This window comes from Massilia sp. HP4 (genome assembly GCF_005222695.1).
Lineage (GTDB): Bacteria > Pseudomonadota > Gammaproteobacteria > Burkholderiales > Burkholderiaceae_D > Telluria.
The window spans coordinates 24320-45335 of the sequence record NZ_STGG01000034.1 but is presented as its reverse complement, the minus strand read 5'-3'; the positions used below and the strand labels follow the sequence as shown (position 1 = coordinate 45335).

General features: G+C 62.6%; 22 protein-coding genes and 5 tRNA genes. 1 reads left to right on the top strand and 26 read right to left on the bottom strand.

Annotation, left to right across the window (positions count from 1 at the left end; translation table 11 throughout):
* Nucleotides 1-68: 68 nt before the first annotated feature.
* The gene (locus E8M83_RS12775) at nt 69-314 is read right to left on the bottom strand and encodes a hypothetical protein (RefSeq protein ID WP_137173733.1); all 246 of its coding nucleotides are present in this window, start codon (nt 312-314) and stop codon (nt 69-71) included.
* 454 nt (nt 315-768) lie between these two features.
* On the opposite strand from E8M83_RS12775, the gene E8M83_RS12770 reads away from it, so the two are divergent.
* Entirely contained in the window at nt 769-1650 is an 882-nt protein-coding gene (locus E8M83_RS12770) for a LysR family transcriptional regulator (RefSeq protein ID WP_137173732.1), read from the top strand.
* A gap of 61 nt (nt 1651-1711) precedes the next feature.
* Here E8M83_RS12770 and E8M83_RS12765 read toward each other — a convergent pair whose 3' ends face one another.
* The 25 genes from E8M83_RS12765 to fabG form a co-directional block, all read right to left on the bottom strand.
* Nucleotides 1712-3130, bottom strand: coding sequence for a serine hydrolase (locus E8M83_RS12765; protein WP_170976785.1), 1419 nt, complete (start codon nt 3128-3130; stop codon nt 1712-1714).
* Between the two features lie 66 nt (nt 3131-3196).
* Complete coding sequence (locus tag E8M83_RS12760) at nt 3197-3688, bottom strand: MarR family winged helix-turn-helix transcriptional regulator (protein WP_229491506.1); 492 nt, start codon at nt 3686-3688, stop codon at nt 3197-3199.
* 737 nt (nt 3689-4425) lie between these two features.
* Nucleotides 4426-4499 (bottom strand) — tRNA-Cys (locus E8M83_RS12755).
* A 75-nt stretch (nt 4500-4574) separates the two neighbouring features.
* Nucleotides 4575-4650, bottom strand: a tRNA-Gly gene (locus E8M83_RS12750).
* Nucleotides 4651-4680: 30 nt separating this feature from the next.
* A tRNA-Gly gene (locus tag E8M83_RS12745) sits at nt 4681-4756 on the bottom strand.
* Between the two features lie 48 nt (nt 4757-4804).
* Nucleotides 4805-4880 (bottom strand) — tRNA-Gly (locus tag E8M83_RS12740).
* Between the two features lie 67 nt (nt 4881-4947).
* Nucleotides 4948-5023 (bottom strand) — tRNA-Gly (locus E8M83_RS12735).
* 87 nt (nt 5024-5110) lie between these two features.
* Nucleotides 5111-5689 (bottom strand): CDP-diacylglycerol--glycerol-3-phosphate 3-phosphatidyltransferase, encoded by a 579-nt coding sequence (gene pgsA / locus E8M83_RS12730; RefSeq protein ID WP_137173729.1) that lies wholly within the window; start codon nt 5687-5689, stop codon nt 5111-5113.
* Between the two features lie 220 nt (nt 5690-5909).
* Nucleotides 5910-7883, bottom strand: coding sequence for an excinuclease ABC subunit UvrC (gene uvrC, locus E8M83_RS12725; RefSeq protein WP_229491505.1), 1974 nt, complete (start codon nt 7881-7883; stop codon nt 5910-5912).
* Nucleotides 7883-8302, bottom strand: a complete 420-nt coding sequence (gene acpS, locus E8M83_RS12720) for a holo-ACP synthase (protein WP_137173728.1) — start codon at nt 8300-8302, stop codon at nt 7883-7885. Before acpS ends, uvrC begins: the two co-directional genes overlap by 1 nt.
* Nucleotides 8303-9076: a pyridoxine 5'-phosphate synthase gene (gene pdxJ / locus E8M83_RS12715; protein WP_137173727.1), complete on the bottom strand. Its 774-nt coding sequence runs from the start codon at nt 9074-9076 to the stop codon at nt 8303-8305.
* A 10-nt stretch (nt 9077-9086) separates the two neighbouring features.
* Complete coding sequence (recO, locus tag E8M83_RS12710) at nt 9087-9881, bottom strand: DNA repair protein RecO (RefSeq protein ID WP_137173726.1); 795 nt, start codon at nt 9879-9881, stop codon at nt 9087-9089.
* Between the two features lie 15 nt (nt 9882-9896).
* Entirely contained in the window at nt 9897-10793 is an 897-nt protein-coding gene (gene era, locus E8M83_RS12705) for a GTPase Era (RefSeq protein ID WP_137173725.1), read from the bottom strand.
* Entirely contained in the window at nt 10790-11566 is a 777-nt protein-coding gene (gene rnc, locus E8M83_RS12700) for a ribonuclease III (protein WP_373995048.1), read from the bottom strand. The genes era and rnc overlap by 4 nt, the downstream gene beginning before the upstream one ends.
* Before the next feature lie 73 nt (nt 11567-11639).
* Complete coding sequence (locus E8M83_RS12695) at nt 11640-12041, bottom strand: DUF4845 domain-containing protein (protein ID WP_137173723.1); 402 nt, start codon at nt 12039-12041, stop codon at nt 11640-11642.
* Between the two features lie 12 nt (nt 12042-12053).
* Nucleotides 12054-12983 (bottom strand): signal peptidase I, encoded by a 930-nt coding sequence (gene lepB / locus E8M83_RS12690; protein WP_137173722.1) that lies wholly within the window; start codon nt 12981-12983, stop codon nt 12054-12056.
* Complete coding sequence (gene lepA / locus E8M83_RS12685; protein WP_137173721.1) at nt 12983-14776, bottom strand: translation elongation factor 4; 1794 nt, start codon at nt 14774-14776, stop codon at nt 12983-12985. The genes lepB and lepA overlap by 1 nt, the downstream gene beginning before the upstream one ends.
* Nucleotides 14777-15012: 236 nt before the next feature.
* Nucleotides 15013-15300 carry a glutaredoxin family protein gene (locus E8M83_RS12680; protein ID WP_137173720.1) on the bottom strand — a complete coding sequence of 96 codons (288 nt, stop codon included), beginning with the start codon at nt 15298-15300 and terminating at the stop codon, nt 15013-15015.
* Nucleotides 15297-16754, bottom strand: a complete 1458-nt coding sequence (locus E8M83_RS12675; RefSeq protein WP_137173719.1) for a DegQ family serine endoprotease — start codon at nt 16752-16754, stop codon at nt 15297-15299. Before E8M83_RS12675 ends, E8M83_RS12680 begins: the two co-directional genes overlap by 4 nt.
* A gap of 163 nt (nt 16755-16917) precedes the next feature.
* The gene (locus E8M83_RS12670; RefSeq protein ID WP_137173718.1) at nt 16918-17229 is read right to left on the bottom strand and encodes a sigma-E factor negative regulatory protein; all 312 of its coding nucleotides are present in this window, start codon (nt 17227-17229) and stop codon (nt 16918-16920) included.
* A gap of 57 nt (nt 17230-17286) precedes the next feature.
* Nucleotides 17287-17889 carry an RNA polymerase sigma factor RpoE gene (gene rpoE / locus E8M83_RS12665; protein WP_137173717.1) on the bottom strand — a complete coding sequence of 201 codons (603 nt, stop codon included), beginning with the start codon at nt 17887-17889 and terminating at the stop codon, nt 17287-17289.
* Nucleotides 17890-17920: 31 nt separating this feature from the next.
* On the bottom strand, nt 17921-18445 hold the full coding sequence (locus E8M83_RS12660) for a protein YgfX (protein ID WP_137173716.1): 525 nt from the start codon (nt 18443-18445) through the stop codon (nt 17921-17923).
* A gap of 122 nt (nt 18446-18567) precedes the next feature.
* A complete protein-coding gene (gene fabF / locus E8M83_RS12655) occupies nt 18568-19815 on the bottom strand; it encodes a beta-ketoacyl-ACP synthase II (protein WP_137173715.1) in 1248 nt (415 codons plus the stop codon).
* 31 nt (nt 19816-19846) lie between these two features.
* The gene (gene acpP / locus E8M83_RS12650; RefSeq protein WP_005666812.1) at nt 19847-20086 is read right to left on the bottom strand and encodes an acyl carrier protein; all 240 of its coding nucleotides are present in this window, start codon (nt 20084-20086) and stop codon (nt 19847-19849) included.
* 182 nt (nt 20087-20268) lie between these two features.
* A complete protein-coding gene (gene fabG / locus E8M83_RS12645) occupies nt 20269-21006 on the bottom strand; it encodes a 3-oxoacyl-ACP reductase FabG (protein ID WP_137173714.1) in 738 nt (245 codons plus the stop codon).
* Nucleotides 21007-21016 lie beyond the last annotated feature (10 nt).

The following is a 21016-nucleotide window of genomic DNA, read 5'->3' as shown; positions in this document are numbered from 1 at the left end:
ATGCGCGAAACCGATGCCGGCCGCGGATGTGGAACGGTTGCTGCATGAGATGGACGGCGCGCACCGGCCTACTGGCCAACGCAGATGATCCTGGTCTCATATTCGTGGGCGTTTCCCTTCTTGCTTGCAGCCCAGTCGATGACTTGCTGGGCGTCGGCGACCGTCATGACGGTCGCCTTCTCCTTGTTCCTGATGAACGAGACGCCTTCGAACCTGCCTTCTTTACTGCGCATGACTTTGGCGAACACGGGCGGCTTGCCCTCGTCGCTGCGCTTGTTTTGCTGGACGAGGTAACGCTGGTCGATGGTTTCCATGAGAACATTTCTTACGTGGTGGATCAATGCCGCATTTTACGGGGTATGACTGGCCCATAGTGTCACGGGTGCTGGTGCCGGACAGCGCCCATCAGGCTGGATCAGGATCGTCCAGTGTCGGGGGAGCGCCCTTTGGGACGACGACCTGTCGAGATGCTCACGATGACGCCTCGCTTTCCTGGGACGACGTCTTGATCCGACGCCTGGCCTGGCGGCCGTTTGACAAGTTTTACAGCGATGCTGAGCACAATCCCGAGCACGCCGACCACTACCAGCAAAACATCAAGCATCATTCTTCCTTTTGTGAACGGGCGGCAGGTCACTTCGGCCCAGGCGAAGCTTGCCCCTGCTTAACGAGGATCATGGGTAGTGAGCTTAAGCGGGTAGCAGCCCTGTGGCAATCTGGCAATTCCGCTGTTAGAGTTCGGATATTCCGAAAACTGAGCGATTTCCCATGCGTTTCGACCTGACCGACCTAAGACTGTTCTTATCCGTAGTGGAGGGCGGCAGCCTGACGCATGGCGCGCGCGCGATGCACCTGGCACTGGCATCGGCCAGCGAGCGTATCTCAGGCATGGAAGAAGTGCTGGGTGCGCCCCTGCTCGAGCGTAACCGGCGCGGTGTCCGCGTTACGCCGGCAGGCGAAGCACTGGTTCGCCATGGACGGTCGATCCTGGAACAGGTCGAACAGATGCACGGTGAGCTGCGCACCTATGCCACCGGCTTGAAGGGCCGCGTACGGCTGCTGTCGAATACTGCAGCGATGGCGGGTTTCCTGCCGCATCACCTGTGCCGGTTCCTGGCAGCGCATCGCGACCTGTCGGTCGACGTCGAAGAACGGCCGAGTATCGAGATCGTGCAGGCGCTGCTGAACAAGCGAACCGACCTGGGCATCGTGTCGGATGTCACGGACTTCGGCGCCTTGCAGTCCCACCTGCTTGCCAACGACCAGCTGGTCGTTGTCGCCAGCCGGTCGCACCGGTTTGCCCGGCGGTCCAGCGTGACCTTCGCCGACGTGCTTGCCGAGCCGATCGTCGGCATGGCCGATACGGCGATTACGATGCACCTGGCAGAGCGTGCTTCCCGTCTCGGCCGCCAGCTGGATTATCGTATCCAGCTGCGCAATACCGAGCACGTGGCCATGCATGTCGAGGCCGGCATCGGCATCTCGATCTTCTCCGACGCGGTAGCGAAGACGCTGCGCCGCGATCTGGTGATCCTGCCGCTGGCAGAAACCTGGGCAGCACGACGGCTCTACCTGTGCGCGCGCGATTTCACGGCGCTGACCCCGCACGCCCATTTGCTCGCGAAAGAACTGTTGGAGCGCTTGCCGTAAGGCGGTGGTTGGCATCGCTTCGACCCGCGCAATCGTGCGACAACGACAGTGCTCCTGCGTGTCACCACAGGCCAGATACGCGGGTATAGCTCTTCGAGGACGATCCCATGACAGAATGGCCGCTGTTGGCATCGATGGGGCGAATTTCCACGTTGTGCGACAAGACAAACAGCAGTTTGTCCGACTCCGCATACAGCGGTTCCCATTGGCCGGGGCGCAGGGCGATCATCAGCTGGCCGTCGCGTTCAGCCACATGGAAATCGCCCAAACCCGCAATCCTGTACTTGCCGACCAGGGCCTTGCGCGCCTGCGGCGTGAGGGCCACCGCTGGACGTATCACGGTCCGGTTTCCAACCCACTTGTATTCGTGGGCAATAGCACGCAGCAAGCCGGCAGCGAGCTCGTCGCCATTATCGCCGTTCGTCAGGATCACCGCACCGTCGCCGCCTTCGATCGCGCCAACCATGATCGACTTGAAGCCCATATTGCTGCCGTTATGGCCGAAGCGCTTGCCCTTGTCCTGGATATCCAGGCCGAGCGCGTAAGTGCCCCTCACCGGCGTGAGCATGGTGCGTGTCATCGCTGGCGAGATGGCGCCGTTGTCGGCGCCGGCCGCTCCCCGCTGGATCGCGATCGCGAACTTCGCCAGGTCAGCCGGTGTGCTCCACAGGCCCGCCGCGGCCTGCTCGGGGTGAGTGTAGGCGCCACCGGAGAAGGGTTTGCCCTCGTGGTCGTGGGGACGGGCAGCCGTGGCCTGCAATGCGGCCGGCAGCGGTTGGGCGAAGGTACTTCCGAGCATGCCCAGTGGCGCCAGCACCGTCTCCTGCATCAAGACCTCGAACGGCTTGCCGGCACGGTCGATCATGGCCTGCTGCAGCACGGTATAGCCGCCGCCCGAGTAGCTCCATGCGGTCCCGGGCGCCGTGTCGACCCTGACCGCCTTGGTATTGGCGGCCCAGGCGCCGTCCAGTACCTGCACCAGCGTCGGCACGGATTTACCCGCTGCATAGCCGGGGAATCCCGGGACGGTGGTGCCGCCGGTGTGCGACAGCAGCTGGCGTACGCTCGGCTGTCCGTGCTTGGATGGCAGCTTCCAGCTGGTGAGCGCGGCGTCGATGCCGGCGTCGAGATCCAGCTTGCCCTGCTCGACCATGCGCAGGGTGGCCATGGCCGTTACCGGCTTGCTGATCGAGGCCGCCTGGAACAGGGTGTGCGGCGTCACCGCCGGCCCGCCAATCCAGGCCACGCCGTAGCCGCGGCTCCAGGCCACCTTGCCATCCTTGATCACGGCCACGCTCACGCCCGGCACCTTCAGGCGTGCCATCGCTTGCTGTAGCGTCTCTGTGCTGACCGGCGCATCGGCCAGCGCAACCGGTGGGCGCAGGCCGGCCTCGACGCGCGCCATGGCGTCACGCTCGCCGGCATGCGAGGAATGCGCGATCGACGGGCCCTGCTCCGCTGCGAACGCGGAAAACGACAATAAAATACTCCCTGCTACGCTTGACGCAAACTTCATCGTGCCTGACATACTCGCTCCCAAATTGGACTACTTATCGTTCGATGGCTGTGTGGAGGGTTCTTGCGGTGGCGAGTCGTCATGCCGGCCCGGCAAGTTTGCGTCGCGGATGCGCGCGCCGAAGGGGCGTCGCTCCAATACCGCGATTGCCTGTTCGAGGCAGGTAGACAGGGGAAACGCCAGTTCCGCATCGAGGCTGTCAGCGGCAGACTTCGTCGCCTGCCAGCACACCTGCAGACGCGGCAGCAAGGCTTTGCCGTCGGCACTGAGACTGACCATCCGCTGCCTGCCGTCTTCGCCGCTGGCAGCGATTGTCAGCAGGCCTTTCTTTGCCATTAATGCCACTGTCTGGGTGGCGGCGGGCTGCGTGAGCCCGCCCAGCGCTGCCAACGTTCCAATCGTCGCACTGTCCTGCTCGGCGAGGACGCGCATCACCGGCGTGTAGCGCGGCCGATAATCCAATCCTGCGTCCACGTAGGCTTGCTCGACGGCTCCGTCAAGCAACTCGATCAGATGCCGCAATTGCGTGCCAAGTCCTCTTTTCATGAACGCAGTATAGCATTAATTATATAAGCACTTATATAAAAAGTTGGTAATTGAACACGTTCATGTTTGTTTGGTAGTAGATGACGGCTACGAGAAGGTCAAGAGCCGGTGAGTGGAAATATTGTCGGTGACTGACTTCTCTGATCGCTCGTCACATGCGCCCTGCGTTCTTGCTCGCAGCGGCATTCGCGCTCTCGCGTCCGGGCAGGATATGGTGGACTCGCTCATGAGCTGCATTGCGCCATGTTGGGAGTCAAACTTGCACATTTCCGGAGTAGACGAGCTAGATGGGCACTGAGCTTTGTACAGCTGAGGACATGCTGGACTTGTTCGTTGGTACGAACATAGGATTTATTCAGATGCATGGCGCGAGCGCTATGTAACGGGTTGTGCTTCTCAGCGGTCCCGTGGCACCGAGATATGCGTCGTCTCTCATCGCATGGCAGCGCACTGTTCTCATACATTTCCGCGAAAGTGCAGGACTGAGGTATGCCTTGAGTTTCAGCAGGCGTGAACCCATAACGAAACGGGCTCAAATATGATTGAAGCCTTTGCAGCCTAACTGCCGAGTCCTTTGAGCCCATCTGCAGCGGCCTGGTAGGCCGCAAACATGAGCTATCGACTTTGGCTCGACCGCTGACAAATTGAATTTGGTTACTACGCGACCGCAAAAAACAAAACGGGCCTCTATTGAGGCCCGTCCGTTTATTATTTGGAGGCGAGGATCGGAGTCGAACCGACCTAGACGGCTTTGCAGGCCGCTGCATAACCGCTTTGCTACCTCGCCAGAGGATATAGTGCGCTTATTGACGAGAGCGGTTATGTCCCGCATCAACAAGGGAAGAAGATCTTCCAAGAATTCTGGAGCGGGAGAAGAGTCTCGAACTCTCGACCTCAACCTTGGCAAGGTTGCGCTCTACCAACTGAGCTACTCCCGCTTAGGAGTGTTACCACTTATATGCAAAACCTGGAGCGGGAGAAGAGTCTCGAACTCTCGACCTCAACCTTGGCAAGGTTGCGCTCTACCAACTGAGCTACTCCCGCATGGAGTCTTACATTTTACTACCGCTTGCCGCCCCAGCCTTGAAAGACTGGAGCGGGAGAAGAGTCTCGAACTCTCGACCTCAACCTTGGCAAGGTTGCGCTCTACCAACTGAGCTACTCCCGCGTACAGAACAACGATTATGACAGAACTTTGACGTTTTTCCAAGATCGCTTTACAACTTTGCAATCTTTGGAGCGGGAGAAGAGTCTCGAACTCTCGACCTCAACCTTGGCAAGGTTGCGCTCTACCAACTGAGCTACTCCCGCTTCGTCTTTCATTCTGTTGCGTTGTTGTCGCAACAGGCAGGCATTATAGAGATTCTATTCTGTACGTCAAGGATGCCACGAAACAAATTAAAACGCCCCGCCTTTCTCCTTGATCAAGGGCCAGGCACGGCGCAAATAATAGAACATCGACCACACCGTCAGCACGCCCGCCACCCACAACAGGTACTCGCCCCAGAAGTGGATATCGATGCCGAACAGGCGGTCGTGGAACAGCAGCATCGGGATCGCCGTCATCTGGGCCGCGGTCTTGATCTTGCCGATCGAGCTGACCGCCACCGAGCGCGTGGCGCCGATCTGGGCCATCCATTCGCGCAGGGCCGAGATGGTGATCTCTCGGCCGATGATGATGCCGGCGATGATGGCGTCCACCCGGTCGAGCTGGACCAGCACCAGCAGCGCGCCGGCCACCATCAGCTTGTCCGCGACCGGGTCGAGGAAGGCGCCGAAGGCCGAGGTTTCGTTCCAGCGGCGGGCCAGGAAACCGTCGAACCAGTCGGTGATGGCGGCGATGATGAAGACCGCGGTGGCTGCGAGATTGCGTTCCGGGAGCGTCATCCAGTCTGTAGGCAGGTAGAACAATCCGACAACGAGGGGAATGAGCGCGACGCGTAACCAGGTCAGGAGAATCGGTATATTGAAGGGCATGAGAGAGCTGATTACCGTGGAAAAATGCTTGGCCGTTAGTCTACATGGGTATGGGGGTTTGGGCCAGTTGACTCATCTGTATGCGGCGGGATGGGCGCTTGGGGGCTCAACGGTTGGCGGGTGTTTTGGGTTGACCATGTGGAAATATTGATGCGGTATGGGTGACGCGAAGGATGGTTGAACGCGTGGACGGCAGGGCCGTCCACGCCACATGTGCATATCAATGCAACTGCCTGTAAATCTCTTCCGCCAACGCGCTCGAGATTCCCTCGACCGTCATCAAATCCTCCACGCTGGCGTCGACCACCCCGCGCAGCCCGCCAAAACGCGCCAGCAGGCGCTGGCGGCGCTTGGCGCCGATGCCCTCGATCTCTTCCAGGCGCGAGGCCTGGCGCGCCTTGGCGCGCTTGGCGCGCATGCCCGTAATCGCAAACCGGTGCGCCTCGTCGCGGATCAGGGCCACCAGCATCAGTGCAGCCGATTCCTTGCCCAGCTCCTGGGCCGGCCGGCCATCGGCGAAGATCAGCGTTTCCAGGCCCACGCGCCGCCCTTCCCCTTTGGCCACGCCGACGATCATCGCGATGTCCAGCCCTAGCTCCGTAAATACCTGGCGCGCCATCTCGACTTGCCCCTTGCCGCCGTCGACCAGCACGATGTCGGGCATCACGCCCTCGCCGCCCGCAACCTTCTCGTAGCGGCGCATCAAGACCTGGCGCATGGCCGCGTAATCGTCGCCCGGCGTGATGCCGTTGATGTTGAAGCGGCGATATTCGCCGTTCTGCATCTGGTGGTGGTGGAACACCACGCATGAGGCCTGCGTCGCCTCGCCCGCCGTGTGGCTGATGTCGAAGCACTCGATGCGCAGGGCGTCCAGGTCTTCGCTGTCGAGCTGCAGCGTGTCGGCCAGTGCGCGCGTGCGCGCCTGCTGCGAACCCTGCTCGGACAGCAGTCGCGCCAGCGCGATCTCGCCGCCCTTGCAGGCCATCTCGAGCCACTGGCGGCGCTGGCCGCCCGGCTGCAGCACCAGGCTGATGCGGTGGCCGCACTGCTCTTGCAAGGCCATGATCAGCTCTGGCTGGTCGAATTCAACGTTCATGATCAAGGTGCCGGGGATGAACTGGCCGGCGTAATGTTGCGCCAAGAACGCGCACAGCACCTCGACCTCGATCGGACACTCACCCAGCGATTCGCCGACGTGGCTCGGGAAGTAGGCGCGGTCGCCCAGGTGGCGTCCGCCGCGCACCATGGCCAGGTTGACGCAGGCGCGGCCGCCCTGCACCACCACGGCGATGACGTCGACGTCGGCGTCGCCCGTCGTCTCCATGCTCTGCGCATGCAGCACCTTCGACAGAGCCTGGATCTGGTTGCGCACCGAGGCCGCCTGCTCGAATTTCAGTTCCATCGCATAGGCCTGCATCTTTTGCTCGAGGTCGGCCATGACTTCGCTCTGGCGCCCGCGCAGGAAGCGCGCCGCATTCTCGACGTCGTGCTTGTATTCCTCGGGCGCGATCAGGTTCACGCAGGGCGCGCTGCAGCGGCCGATCTGGTGTAGCAGGCAGGGCCGCGTGCGGTTGGCGTAGACGCTGTCCTCGCACGTGCGCAGCATGAACACGCGCTGCAGCAGCTGGATCGATTCCTTGGCCGCCCAGGCGCTGGGGAAAGGACCGAAGTACTGGTTCTTCTTGTCCAGCGCGCCGCGGTAGTACGCCATGCGCGGCGCCTCGCCGCCCGTGATCTTGATGTAGGGGTAAGACTTATCGTCGCGGAACAGGATGTTGTAGCGCGGCTTGAGCGTCTTGATCAGGTTGTTTTCCAGGATCAGCGCTTCGGCCTCGCTGGAGACCACCGTCGTTTCCAGGCGCGCGATCTGCGACACCATCATCGCGATGCGCGGGCTGGCCAGGTTCTTCTGAAAGTAGCTCGAGACGCGGTTCTTGAGATTGCGCGCCTTGCCGACGTACAGCACATTGTCGGCCGCGTCGAAATAGCGGTACACGCCGGGCAGGCCCGGCAGGCGATTGACGACCGCCAGCACTTGCGCGCGTACGTCGACATCGACTTTCGGGCTCAGTTCGCGGTTGGCTTCGGCGCGCGACTCTTCACGCGCATCCAACAGGCGCTCACGGCCCAGCCGGGCCGCGAGTTCAGGGGTCACTTCAACAGAAGGTGCTGCAACTGGTTTTGCTTCGGACATTAATCAACCAAAGGGGTGGACGGGGCCGGCGCCTGGGTCACGATCACGAAGGCGACGCCATAGTCGGCCTCGTCGCTGATCGTCACCTGGGCGCTGAGCCGGTGCTCGCGCATGAAGTCGCCAAGGGCGCCGCTGCAGACGATGACCGGCTTGCCGCTCGGGTCATTGAGCATCTGGGCGGAACGCCAGGTCATGGGCATGCGCATGCCCATGCCGATGGCCTTTGAAAACGCCTCCTTGGCCGAAAAACGTGTAGCCAGGAAGCGCAGGCCGCGCACCGCGTTCTTGGCGCTGCGGGCATGGTATTTTTCGAGCTCTTGCGGGCCGAGGATCTTCTCGGCAAAGCGCGGGCCGCTGCGCGCAAGCGCCGCCTCGACACGCGAAATCTGGACGATGTCGGTGCCGATGCCATAGATCATTTAAGCACCCGCTCCGTACTGCACGCCCAGGCGCGCCGCGACCATGATCGCCTTCATCTCGCGCACCGCGTTCTCCCAGCCCGCGAACAAGGCATGCGCCACGATGGCGTGGCCGATGTTCAGCTCGTGCAGGTCGGGAATCGCCGCGATCGGCTGCACGTTCGTGTAATGCAGGCCGTGGCCGGCGTTCACGCGCAGGCCGCGCCTGGCGCCCTCGTGCACGCCCAGCTTGATGCGCTCGAGTTCAGGCGCCACCTCACCGCCTTCAGCCTCGGCATAGCGCCCCGTATGCAGCTCGATCACGGTCGCGCCGACGCTTGCTGCGGCTTCGATCTGGCGCGCATCGGCATCGATGAACAACGAGACGCGGACGCCCTCTTGTTTCAACTGCTTCACCGCCGCCTCGACCTCGTTGTAGTAGCGCACCACGTCCAGGCCGCCCTCGGTCGTCACTTCCTCGCGCCGCTCGGGCACCAGGCACACGTCCTGCGGCTTCACCTGGCAGGCGAAGTCGATCATCTCGCGGGTCACGGCCGCTTCCAGGTTCATGCGCGTCAAGAGCAGCGGACGCAGCGCAAGCACGTCGGCATCCTTGATGTGGCGGCGGTCTTCGCGCAGGTGCAAGGTGATCAGGTCGGCGCCCGCCTGCTCGGCCAGCAGCGCGGCGCGCAGCGGGTCCGGGTATGCCGTCCCGCGCGCATTGCGCACGGTGGCGATGTGGTCGATGTTTACGCCCAGGTCGATCACCTGGCCGGCGGGTTGCAGGAAGCTCATAGTGTTCTTTTTACAGTTGCATCAAGTCGATCAAAATCTGGCGCGTATTGAGCGGCTGCCCGCCCAGGTGGTGCGCCAGCAGGAAACGCATCAATTGCTTGCTTTGCGCCTGGGTCGCCGGATCAGTATAGTCCTCGCGCTCCATATCCAGCAGGGTCTTGCCCAAAACGACGGGCCAGACTTCGCCGGCGCCTGCCACGCGCGCGCCACGTTCCGGATCGACCACATAGTCGCGCCCGGGCTCGACCCGGTCGCGGCTGCTCGTGCAGCGGCCGAGATCGGCGGCCACGCCCGTCTCCTTAAGTAAGGCCCGTTCGAATTTTCGCAAGACGATTTGCGCGGGTTCGCCGTGGGCGAGCTGGTTCAGGGTCGAGACGTAGTGGTTGAACAGGGCCGGATGGCGGTCATCGCGCGCCAGCAGTTTCACCAATAATTCGTTCAGATAAAAGCCGCACAGCAGCGCCGTGCGTTCCAGCGGCAGCATGCCGCCCACCCATTCGGCGTCGATCAGCGTGCGCAGCTCCGACTTGCCGCTCCACGACACCGAGAGCGGTTGAAAGGTTTGCAGCACGCCACGCAGCTTGGAGAATGGCCGCTTGGCGCCCTTCGCCACCAGCCCCACCCGCCCATGGTCGCGGGTGAACATGTCGATGATGAGACTGGTTTCTTTATAGGGATAGCTGTGCAGCACGAAGCCGGGCTGGCCGACGATGCGATTGTCGCGGCTCGGCGCGCGCGGGCGCTTGCCCGCGGCGGGCGCCGCCTGCTCGGGCAGGTCGTCGATGAATTGATCGTGGCTGGACACTAGCGTCCCCTGCCCTTACTCGTAACCGTAAGCGCGCAGGCCCGCTTCGTTGTCGGCCCAGCCGGATTTGACCTTGACCCAGATTTCCAGGTAGATCGGGCCGCCAAACAGTTTCTCCATATCCAGGCGCGATTGCGTGGAAATCTCTTTCAGGCGCGCGCCCTTGTTACCGATGATCATCGATTTATGGGTGTCGCGCTCGACCAGGATCGCGGCGAAGATGCGGCGCAAATTACCCTCTTGCTCGAACTGTTCGATCAATACGGTGCTGGTGTACGGCAGTTCGTCGCCCAGCAGGCGGAACACTTTTTCGCGCACGATCTCGGCCGCCAGGAATTTCTCGCTGCGGTCGGTGATGTCGTCCGGTCCGAAGATCGGCGGGTTCTCGGGCAGGTGGCGCTTGATCTCGGTTTCCAGTGCATCGACCTGGAAACGCAGCTTGGCCGAGACCGGCACGATGGCGGTGAAGTCGAACAGGCCGGCGATCTTTTGCGCGAAGGGCATCAGCACGGCCTTGTCCTTCACGCGGTCCGATTTATTGATGACCAGTACCACCGGGACGTTCTTTGGCAGCATGTCCAGCACTTGCTGGTCGGCCGGGCCGAAGGTGCCGGCTTCGACCAGGAACAGGATCACGTCCGACGAGGTCAGGGTGTTCGAGACGGTCTTGTTCAGCGTCTTGTTCAGCGCGTTCGCATGGCGGGTCTGGAAGCCCGGGGTGTCGACGTAGATGTATTGCGCGTCGTCATGGGTCTGGATGCCGGTGATGCGGTGGCGCGTGGTCTGGGCCTTGCGCGAGGTGATAGATACCTTGGCGCCGATCAGGACGTTCATCAGGGTCGACTTGCCGACGTTCGGGCGGCCGACGATGGCGATATAGCCGCAGCGGAAGTTGTCGGGGATGGCGTTCATGCTTTTTCTGTTCCTGGTTGTGCTGCGTGGGGCGCGCCGGATGCGGCGTCGCCCTGGTTGGTGCCGATGCCGGCCAGCTTCAATTGCGCCGCGCGCTGGCGCGGCTTGCGCGCGCCCGGCGCCTTGGCGAGCGCCTTCTGGGCCGCTTCGAGGGCCAGGCTGGCGGCAGCCTGCTCCGCCGCACGGCGACTGCCGCCGCGGCCGAACACCTGCACGCTCAGTTTGGGCACCAGGCATTCGACTTCGAATTCCTGGCTGTGGGCAGCGCCGTGGGTCGCCACCACATTATAGGTCGGCAGCGCAATGCGCTTGGCCTGCAGGAATTCTTGCAGCAGGGTCTTGGCGTCCTTGCCCAGGGTGGCCGGGTCGACCGTGTCCAGCAGCGGAATATAAAAGGCGCGGATCACATCGCGCGCGCTGTCGAAGCCGCTGTCGAGGAAGATCGCGCCGAGCAAGGCTTCCAGCGTGTCGGCCAGGATCGAGGGACGACGAAAACCGCCCGACTTGAGCTCGCCCTCTCCCAGGCGCAAGAATTGCGACAGGTCGAGCTTCTGGGCGATCTCGAACAGCGCCTGCTGCTTGACCAGGTTGGCGCGCAGGCGCGACAGGTCGCCCTCGTCGAGCGTCTTGAAACGTTCGTACAGCACCGAGGCCACGACGCAGTTCAGGACCGAGTCGCCCAGGAATTCAAGGCGCTCGTTATGCAGACTGCTATGGCTACGGTGGGTCAGGGCTTGCTGCAGCAGGCCGATGTCCCGGAACGTATAAGCCAAGCGTGTTTGCAATAACTGAAGATTCATTGTCGATGTCGTCAACGTGGCTGGGCCACGGTATTTCTATAAAGCCCTACTGGGCAGCGCTGTCGGCCTCGGCCACCACGCCGCTCGGGTCGGTGGTGCCCTCGAAGTCGATCAGCAGGCTGACGTTGCCCATCAGTGGCAGGCGTTTTTCGTAGGCAAAGCTGATGTCGACGGCATCGCCGTCGCGGGTAAACACCAGGTCTTGTCCGCGCACCGCTTCCACGTCGTTGACGCTGGTATGGCGGTTGAAGGCTTGCTGCATCTCGCGGATGGTGCCGCCGCCGTCCTTGACGGTCACGATGGCGGACTTGATCGCGTTATACTCGATATAGGCCGGGACCATGCGCATGGCAAAGATCGCCGCCACGCCGATCACGGCCAGGGCCAGGATCAGGCCGGACAGCGAAATGCCGGCTTGCTTGTTCTTGAACAGCTTGCTGCGATCCATGCGCGCCCCTTGTTATTGGATACCGCCGACACGTTTCGGATTGCTGAAGTTCATCCAGACCACGAAGGCCTTGCCGACGATATTGCGGTCAGGCACGAAACCCCAGTAACGGCTGTCCGCGCTATTGTCGCGGTTATCGCCCATCATGAAATACTGCCCTTCCGGCACCACGCAGGTGAACTTGTCGTAGGTGTAATCGCAGTTTTCGCGCAGCGGGAAGTTTTCCACACTGCCCAGGTCGATATTGCGCTTGTCGGCCGTGTTCAGGATGCGGTGATCGGTCACGCCGCCCGGGCTCGGCAGTTTCTCGACAAACTGCTTGTGGTAGACCGGATGCTGGTCGTCCAGGTAGTCGTCCAGTGCGGTGTACTCGACCGGCTTGCCGTTGACCGTCAGGCGCTTGTCTTCGTAACTGATTTTATCACCCGGCACGCCAACGACGCGCTTGATGTAATCCTGGTTCATATCTTTTGGATACTTGAACACCATCACATCGCCGCGTTCCGGATTATTGATCTGGATGATCTTCTTGTTGATGATCGGCAGCCGGATGCCGTAGGTGTACTTGTTGACCAGGATGAAGTCGCCCACCAGCAGGGTCGGCACCATCGATGACGACGGGATCTTGAACGGCTCCCACAAGAAAGAGCGCAAGATAAACACCAGCGCGATCACCGGGAAGAAGCTGCCCGAATACTCGATCCAGGTCGGCTGGCGCAGGTTGGCCTGCTCGATCGCGGCGCGGTTGCCGTTGTGGTCGACCTTGATCCCATCCGCCGCCAGTTTGGCGTTGCGCGCATCGTATTCGCGCAGGGCGGCATCGGCGGCGCGGCGCCGTTGTTTCGCCAGATAGAATGTGTCCAGGCACCAGATGATGCCCGTGATCACCATGGCGACGAACAGGATCAGGGCAAAATTGCCCAGGATGGGTTGCAGGTTCATTATTTATCTTCCACCTGGAGAATGGCCAGGAAGGCTTCTTGCGGGATCTCCACCGAGCCGACCTGTTTCATGCGCTTCTTGCCGGCCTTTTGCTTCTCCAGCAGCTTTTTCTTGCGCGAGATGTCGCCGCCATAGCACTTGGCCAGCACGTTCTTGCGCAGCGCCTTCACGTTCTCGCGCGAGATGATGGTCGCGCCGATCGCGGCCTGGATCGCCACGTCGAACATCTGGCGCGGGATCAGTTCGCGCATCTTTGCCGCCACCTGGCGGCCGCGGTAAGGCGCATTGGCACGGTGGACGATGATGGCCAGCGCATCGACCTTCTCGCTATTGATCAGCATATCGACCTTGACCACGTCGGCCGCGCGATTCTCCTTGAACTCGTAGTCCATCGAGGCATAGCCGCGCGAGGTCGACTTGAGGCGGTCGAAGAAGTCCAGCACGATCTCGGCCATCGGGATCTCGTAGTGCAGCTTGACCTGGCGGCCATGGTAGGCCATGTCCATCTGGATGCCGCGCTTGCCGTTACACAGGGTCATCACGGCGCCGACATACTCTTGCGGCATGTACAGGTTGACGTCGACGATCGGCTCGCGCACCTCGTTGATCTTCGATGGTTCGGGCATCTTCGACGGGTTGTCGACGCGGATGATGCTGCCGTCCTTCATTTCGACTTCATACACAACGGTCGGGGCCGTCGTGATCAGGTCCATATCGAATTCGCGCTCCAGGCGCTCCTGCACGATCTCCATGTGCAAGAGGCCCAGGAAACCGCAGCGGAAGCCGAAGCCCAGCGCCTGCGAGACTTCGGGCTCGTACATCAGGGCCGCATCGTTCAGCTTGAGCTTTTCCAGGGAATCGCGCAGTGCGTCGTACTGGTTGGCCTCGACCGGGAACAGGCCGGCGAACACCTGCGGCTGCACTTCCTTGAAGCCCGGCAGTGGCGCTGGCGCCGGACGGCTGGCCAGGGTCACGGTATCGCCCACGCGGGCGGCGGTCAGTTCCTTGATGCCGGCGATGATGAAGCCCACTTGACCGGCGGTCAGTTGCGGCAGCGACACCGAACGCGGGGTGAACACGCCGATATTCTCGACCAGGTTCACCGACTCGGTCGCCATCAGGCGGATCTTGTCCTTCGGACGCAGGGTGCCATTCACCACGCGCACCAGCATCACGACGCCGACATACGGGTCGTACCAGGAGTCGACGATCAGCGCCTGCAGCGGCGCGTCCGGATCGCCCTTCGGCGGCGGCACCCTGGCGATCAGGGTTTCCAGCACGTCTTCCACGCCCAGGCCGGTCTTGGCCGAGCACACGGTGGCGTCGGACGCGTCGATGCCGATCACGTCCTCGATCTCTTTCTTGGCGTTGTCCGGGTCGGCGTGCGGCAAGTCGATCTTGTTCAGGATCGGCACCACTTCGACGCCCAGATCGAGCGCGGTATAGCAGTTGGCGACCGTCTGCGCTTCCACGCCCTGGGAAGCGTCGACCACCAGCAGCGCGCCTTCGCAGGCCGACAGCGAGCGGCTCACTTCGTACGAGAAGTCGACGTGGCCCGGGGTATCGATCAGGTTCAGGTTGTAGACCTGGCCATCGCGCGCCTTGTACGACAGCGCCGCGGTCTGGGCCTTGATGGTGATGCCGCGCTCGCGTTCCAGGTCCATCGAATCGAGCACTTGCGCGTCCATTTCGCGGTCCGACAGGCCGCCGCACAGCTGGATGATGCGGTCGGCCAGGGTCGATTTGCCATGGTCGATGTGGGCGATGATGGAGAAGTTACGTATGTTGTTCATTAGCAAAGCTCAAAACCAAAAAGGCCGCGCAAGGCGGCGACGACGAAGTATGGCGCTCTGCCAGGTGCACCGTGCTGCGGTGCGAACGGGTTGCGCAATACGAAAAAGCGCTGCGTCGGGGGCCGTGCCGGTCCCCAGGCGAGCGCCTTGGAATTCTATGGAAGGTATGCAATTACCGCTCCGACCCGGCATTTTACCGGATTTCGAGGCAGAAAGGCCGGTTTCCAGAGGGATGCCTAGGTTGCGGCCTGCGCGCCGGCGCAGGCGGCCAGGTATGCCCGCACCGCCGTTTCATCCAGGAAGTAATGGCACAGCTCGGGCTGGCCGGGATCGCCATACAGCACCGGGACCAGCTCGTCGAAGCGCGCCACCAGCGCCGGGTCGGCGTCGACGTCCAGCACGGCGACGTCGAACGGCTGCCCGGGCGGCTCAAGCGCGCGCAGCGCCGCCAGCATGTCCTCGCACAGGTGGCACCAGCTGCGCGAGTACAGGGTGAACTGCGGCGCCCTGCCTTGCTGCGTCACTGGCGCGGCTTGAGCGTGATGTACTGCGTGGTTTCCTCGCGCTGCACCAGCAGGGCCACGGCCTTCGACTTGTCGTGCTTGGCCAGCAAGGCCTTGAACTGCTCGACGCTGGTGATCGGCGTATTGTTCCACTGCAGGATCAGGTCGCCCGGCTGGATGCCGGCGGTGGCGGCCGGGCCTTGCGCTTCTTCGACCAGCAAGCCGTGGTCGATGCCCAGCTCCTTGCGGTCGGCTGGGGCGATATTCGCCAGGTGCAGGCCCAGCGCGTCAGGCGTGGCGCCCGGCGCCGGTTTCTTCGGCTGCTGGCGGCCCTGGGTCGGACGCTCTTCTTGCAGCTCGACGATGGTGACCGGCACCTCGACCTGGGCTCCACGGCGCCACACGGTGACACTGGCGCGGCTGCCGACCTTGGAGGCGCCGACCAGGCGCGGCAGGTCGCCGGTGCTCTGGATCGGCTGCTTGTTGAAGGCCAGGATGATGTCGCCGACCTTGATGCCCGCCTTCTCGGCCGGGCCGTCCGGCTCGACCATCGAGACTTCGGCGCCGCGCGCCTTGCCCAGGCCCAGCGATTCGGCCACGTCGCGTGTGACTTCGCTGATCTGCACGCCCAGGCGGCCACGGGTGACCTTGCCGGTGGCCTTGAGCTGGTCGGACACGCGAATGACTTCGTCGATCGGCACCGCGAACGAGATGCCGTTGTAGGCGCCTGACAGGGTCGCGATCTGGGAGTTGATGCCGATTACTTCGCCGCGCAGGTTGATCAGCGGGCCGCCCGAGTTGCCCGGATTGACCGCCACGTCGCTCTGGATCAGCGGCAGGTAATCGCCGGTATCGCGCGACTTGGCCGAGATGATGCCGGCGGTCACGGTGTTCTCGAGGCCGAATGGCGAGCCGATGGCCAGTACCCACTCGCCCACCCGGATCTTGCTCGAGTCGCCGGTGCGCAGGTAAGGCAGGTTGGTCGCATCGAGCTTGAGTACCGCGACGTCGGAGCGGCGGTCGGCGCCCAGCACCTTGGCCTTGAATTCGCGGCGGTCGGAGAGCGTGACGGTGACCTGGTCGGCGCCCTCGACCACGTGGGCATTGGTCAGCACGAAGCCGTCGTTTGATATGATGAAGCCCGAGCCGACGCCGCGCTGCACTTCGCGTTCTTCTTCTTGTTGTGGCGCGCGGCGGCCGCCGCCACCGCCGCGCGGGATCTGGCCGCCGAAGAAACGGCGCAGGAATTCCTGCATCTCTTCGTCGCCCGGCGCGCCGCCGCGGTTGCGCACGCGCTCGGTGGTGCGGATATTGACGACGGCCGGGCCGACCTTGTCGATGACGTCGGTGAAATCGGGCAGGCCGGAGACGGTTGGGGTTGGAACGGGGGCGGCAGCGTGGACGGGCTGGATGAAGGCCGTGGCGCCGGACACGAGCAGCGCCGACAGGAGCAGGCTGGCAGTTTTACTGGTCATGGATTCGCTATTGAATGGCTAAGATTGACTGAATGGTAAGCCAAATTGCGCGCTTTGTCGCGCCGTGACCATGCCGCGCCGCCGCTAAAAGCGGCGTCCTGGCCCAAGGATGGAGGGATTTTAAGCGTGGAGTAAGTAAGAGCCTACCCCGGTAGGCTCTAAGTCAGGACGAAACGCTCTTGGCGAGCAGCGCCGCCAGGCCGGTGGGCTCGGCGGCGACCGTCGCGCGCCGCAACGGCGGCGCTTCGCCGGCCAGGCGCTCGGCAAGGCGGGCGCGAAAATCGGGCGACAATGCCGGCCCCGAGGCGTGGGCGGATGCGTCGCGCAAGGTGTCGCCGATCAGGTGGTACAGATCCCATGCCTGCCGGCCATCGCTGCCCTGCAGGGCGGCCAGGGCCAGTTCAAGGTCGGCCTCGGGCAAGGCGCCGTCTTTCAGGGCAGAGATCTGCTCGCGTAATTTCTTGTTGGTGTCCATCGGTATATCCGTCGACGTCGTCGGCGTGTTCAATATGTGTTCGTACGATCCCGCTACCTACCGACGTTTGTCAACCGGGAAATCGAGTAAAGGGCGTAATTTCTCGGCGATGACTTCGCGCGCGCGGAAAATCCGGCTGCGCACCGTACCTATTGGACAGGCCATCACTTCAGAGATTTCCTCATAGCTGAGTCCTTCGATTTCGCGCAGCACGATCGCCGTGCGCAGTTCGAGCGGCAATGCCTCCATGGCCGCGTTGACTGTATGGGCGATCTGCTTACTGGCGAGCATGGATTCTGGTGTACTAATGTCGCGCAAGCTGTCAGCATCATCGAATCCTTCGGCGCGTTCGGCATCCGTCTCGGTCGAGGTCGGTGCGCGCCTTCCCTGGGTGACTAAAAAATTCTTGGCTGTGTTGATTCCTATTCGATAAAGCCATGTATAAAAAGCCGAATCCCCGCGAAAATGGCGCAGGGCCCGGTATGCCTTGATGAAGGTCTCTTGCACCACGTCTTCGGCTTCGGCCGGATCGTGGACGAGACGCGACACCAGGCGCATCAGGCGACGCTGGTACTTGGAGACGAGCAAATCGAAAGCCCCCTGGTCCCCGGCCTGGACGCGCTCTACCAACAACTGATCACACTCGCGTTCTGTCGTCACGGACCATGCCCCATTGGCGGCCCACCCATTCTTAAGAGTTGGCCCCCTGCAATAAGTTCACACTGTTTTGTATTGGTATTGTTGCAGCCCCATTGGCAAGCGCACGCACGGCGACCGCCAATGCGCGGTACTGACTGGGCGGCACGGCATCTGGCAGCAGCACCAATGGCCAGGTCGCACCGTCCTCGGCGCGCAGGCGCAGCAGGATGCAGCAAGGCCAGACCGTGGCGCCGGGCAGCAGCGTCATGGGTGAGCCCGATGCGGCAAATGCGGCCGCCGCCCTGCCCTTCCGCCACTCATGTTGTACCGTCAGGCCAAGCTGCCCAACTCCAGAAATATCAATCCGGCGCACCGTTGCAATCGCGTGCAAAAGCGGGCGCAGAAGCGACAACGCGGCGAGCAGCGGCACGCATGCGACAGCGCCGCCGAATGCGAAGCGTTCAGGCAGCAGCAGTCCCACGGCCAGGCCGGCCGCGCACAGGGACGCGCAGAAGGCGGCAAGCAGGCAACGCAAGCGACGCGACGGCGCGATGATGACGGACACTGCGAGCGACATGAGGCAGGCCCAGCAAAGGGAAAAACGAGCGGGTGGAGACGGATGAAACTGGAGGGAACCTGCCCGATGGGCAGGTTTTCAGGAAGCGCCCATCCCGTTGGACCGGGATGGGGCGATCGGGTTCAGACCTTGGCGAAGATCAGCGTACCGTTGGTGCCGCCGAAGCCGAAGGAATTCTTCACCGCGTAGTCGATCTGCATCTCGCGCGCCGTGTTGGCGCAGAAGTCCAGGTCGCACTCCGGGTCCTGGTTGAAGATGTTGATCGTCGGTGGCGAGACCTGGTTGTGGATCGCCAGCACGGTGAACACCGATTCCAGGCCGCCGGCCCCGCCCAGCAGGTGACCGGTCATCGACTTGGTCGAGTTGACGACCAGGTTCCTGGCATGGTCGCCGAACACGCGCTTGATGCCCTGCACCTCGGCCTTGTCGCCCAGCGGGGTCGAGGTGCCGTGCGCATTGACATACTGCACCTGGTCGACATTGATGCCGGCGTTGTTGAACGCATTGACCATGCAACGCGCCGCACCACTGCCATCCTCGACCGGCGAGGTGATGTGGTGGGCATCCGCGCTCATGCCGAAGCCGATGACTTCAGCATAGATCTTGGCGCCACGCGCGACAGCGTGTTCGTATTCTTCGAGCACCATGACACCGGCGCCCTCGCCCAGCACGAAGCCGTCGCGGTCGCGGTCCCATGGACGCGAGGCGGTAGCCGGATCGTCGTTGCGGGTCGACAGCGCACGTGCCGAGGCGAAACCGCCCAGGCCCAGCGGCGACACGGTCGATTCGGCGCCGCCCGCGATCATCACGTCGGCATCGCCGTACTCGATCAGGCGCGCTGCCGCGCCGATGCTGTGCAGGCCGGTGGTGCAGGCGGTGACGATGGACAGGTTCGGGCCACGCAGGCCGAACTTGATCGAGAGATCGCCCGAGATCATGTTGATGATCGAGGCCGGCACGAAGAACGGCGAGATGCGGCGTGCGCCGCGGTTCGCGTATTCCTCTTTGGTCGCTTCGATCATCGGCAGGCCGCCGATGCCCGAACCGATCACCACGCCGATGCGGTCCGCGTTCTCTTCGGTGACTTCCAGGCCCGAATCCTGCAGGGCCTGGATGCCGGCTGCCATGCCGAAATGGATAAACGTATCCATGTGGCGGCCTTCCTTGCCGGGCAGGTAGTCTTCGACGTTGAAGTTCTTGACCTCACCAGCAAAGTGGGTCGTGAATGGCGCTGCATCAAACTTGGTGATGTTGGCAATGCCCGACTTGCCGGCCAGTGCCGCGTCCCACGTTTCGGCAACGGTGTTGCCGATTGGTGAAATGCAGCCCAGGCCGGTGACGACGACACGGCGGTTGCGTGAACGACTCAAGCGATTCTCCCAAAAACTGTAAAGCGACTACTTAGGCCTTGACGTGCGCGGTTGCGTAGTCGATGGCTTGCTTGACGGTGGTGATTTTCTCAGCCTGCTCGTCAGGGATTTCCATTTCGAACTCGTCTTCCAGTGCCATCACCAGTTCGACGGTGTCCAGCGAGTCAGCGCCGAGGTCGTCAACGAACGAGGAATCGATTTTGATGTCTGCTTCTGCAACGCCCAGTTGTTCAGCGACGATTTTTTTAACGCGTTGTTCGATATCCGACATGTTGTAGCTCCATTAAGGTATGTGTTGCGGAAAGTGCGCGCATTTTATCAGGTTTGCGACCCGAAAAACTATTTTCGGCGACTGCGGCCAATTCGCCGGAAAGTCCTGCTAAAAGTCGAGATTGCGGCCATATCGGACCCGGTTTACCGGGGACGATATGGCCGCGGGTCTTACTTTACTTATTAGTTCATATACATGCCGCCATTCACGTGCAACTCGGTGCCCGTGATGTACGCGGCTTGCGGACCAGCAAGGAAAGCCACCGCATGGGCGATGTCTTCCGGCTGGCCCAGGCGGCCCAGCGGAATCTGGGTCAGCAAGGCCTCGTGCTGGCCTTCGCCCAGTGCGCGGGTCATGTCGGTGTCGATAAAACCCGGGGCCACGCAGTTGACGGTGATGTTGCGGCTGCCGATCTCGCGCGCCAGCGCGCGGGTCATGCCGGCCACGCCGGCCTTGGCCGCGGCGTAATTCATCTGGCCCGGATTGCCGGCCGCGCCGACCACCGAGGTAATGCTGATGATGCGGCCAGCCTTGGCTTTCATCATGCCGCGCAGTACCAGGCGCGACAGGCGGCCGACGGCGGTCAGGTTGGTGGCGATCACGCTGTCGAACTCATCGTCCTTCATGCGCATGGCAAGGTTGTCCTGGGTGATGCCGGCATTGTTGACCAGGATAGCCAGGCTGCCGAAGCCCTTCTGCACCTCGTCCACCACTTCGGCACAGCGGGCAGCGTCGAGCACGTTCAGCACGACGCCCTTGCCGCCGAATTCGGCCAGGTAATCGGAGATCGCCTGGGCGCCCGATTCGCTGGTGGCGGTGCCGACGACCTTGGCGCCCTGGCGCGCCAGTTCGAGCGCGATGGCCTTGCCGATGCCGCGCGATGCGCCGGTGACGAGCGCGACTTGGTTCTGCAGATTCATGGGTTTCCTT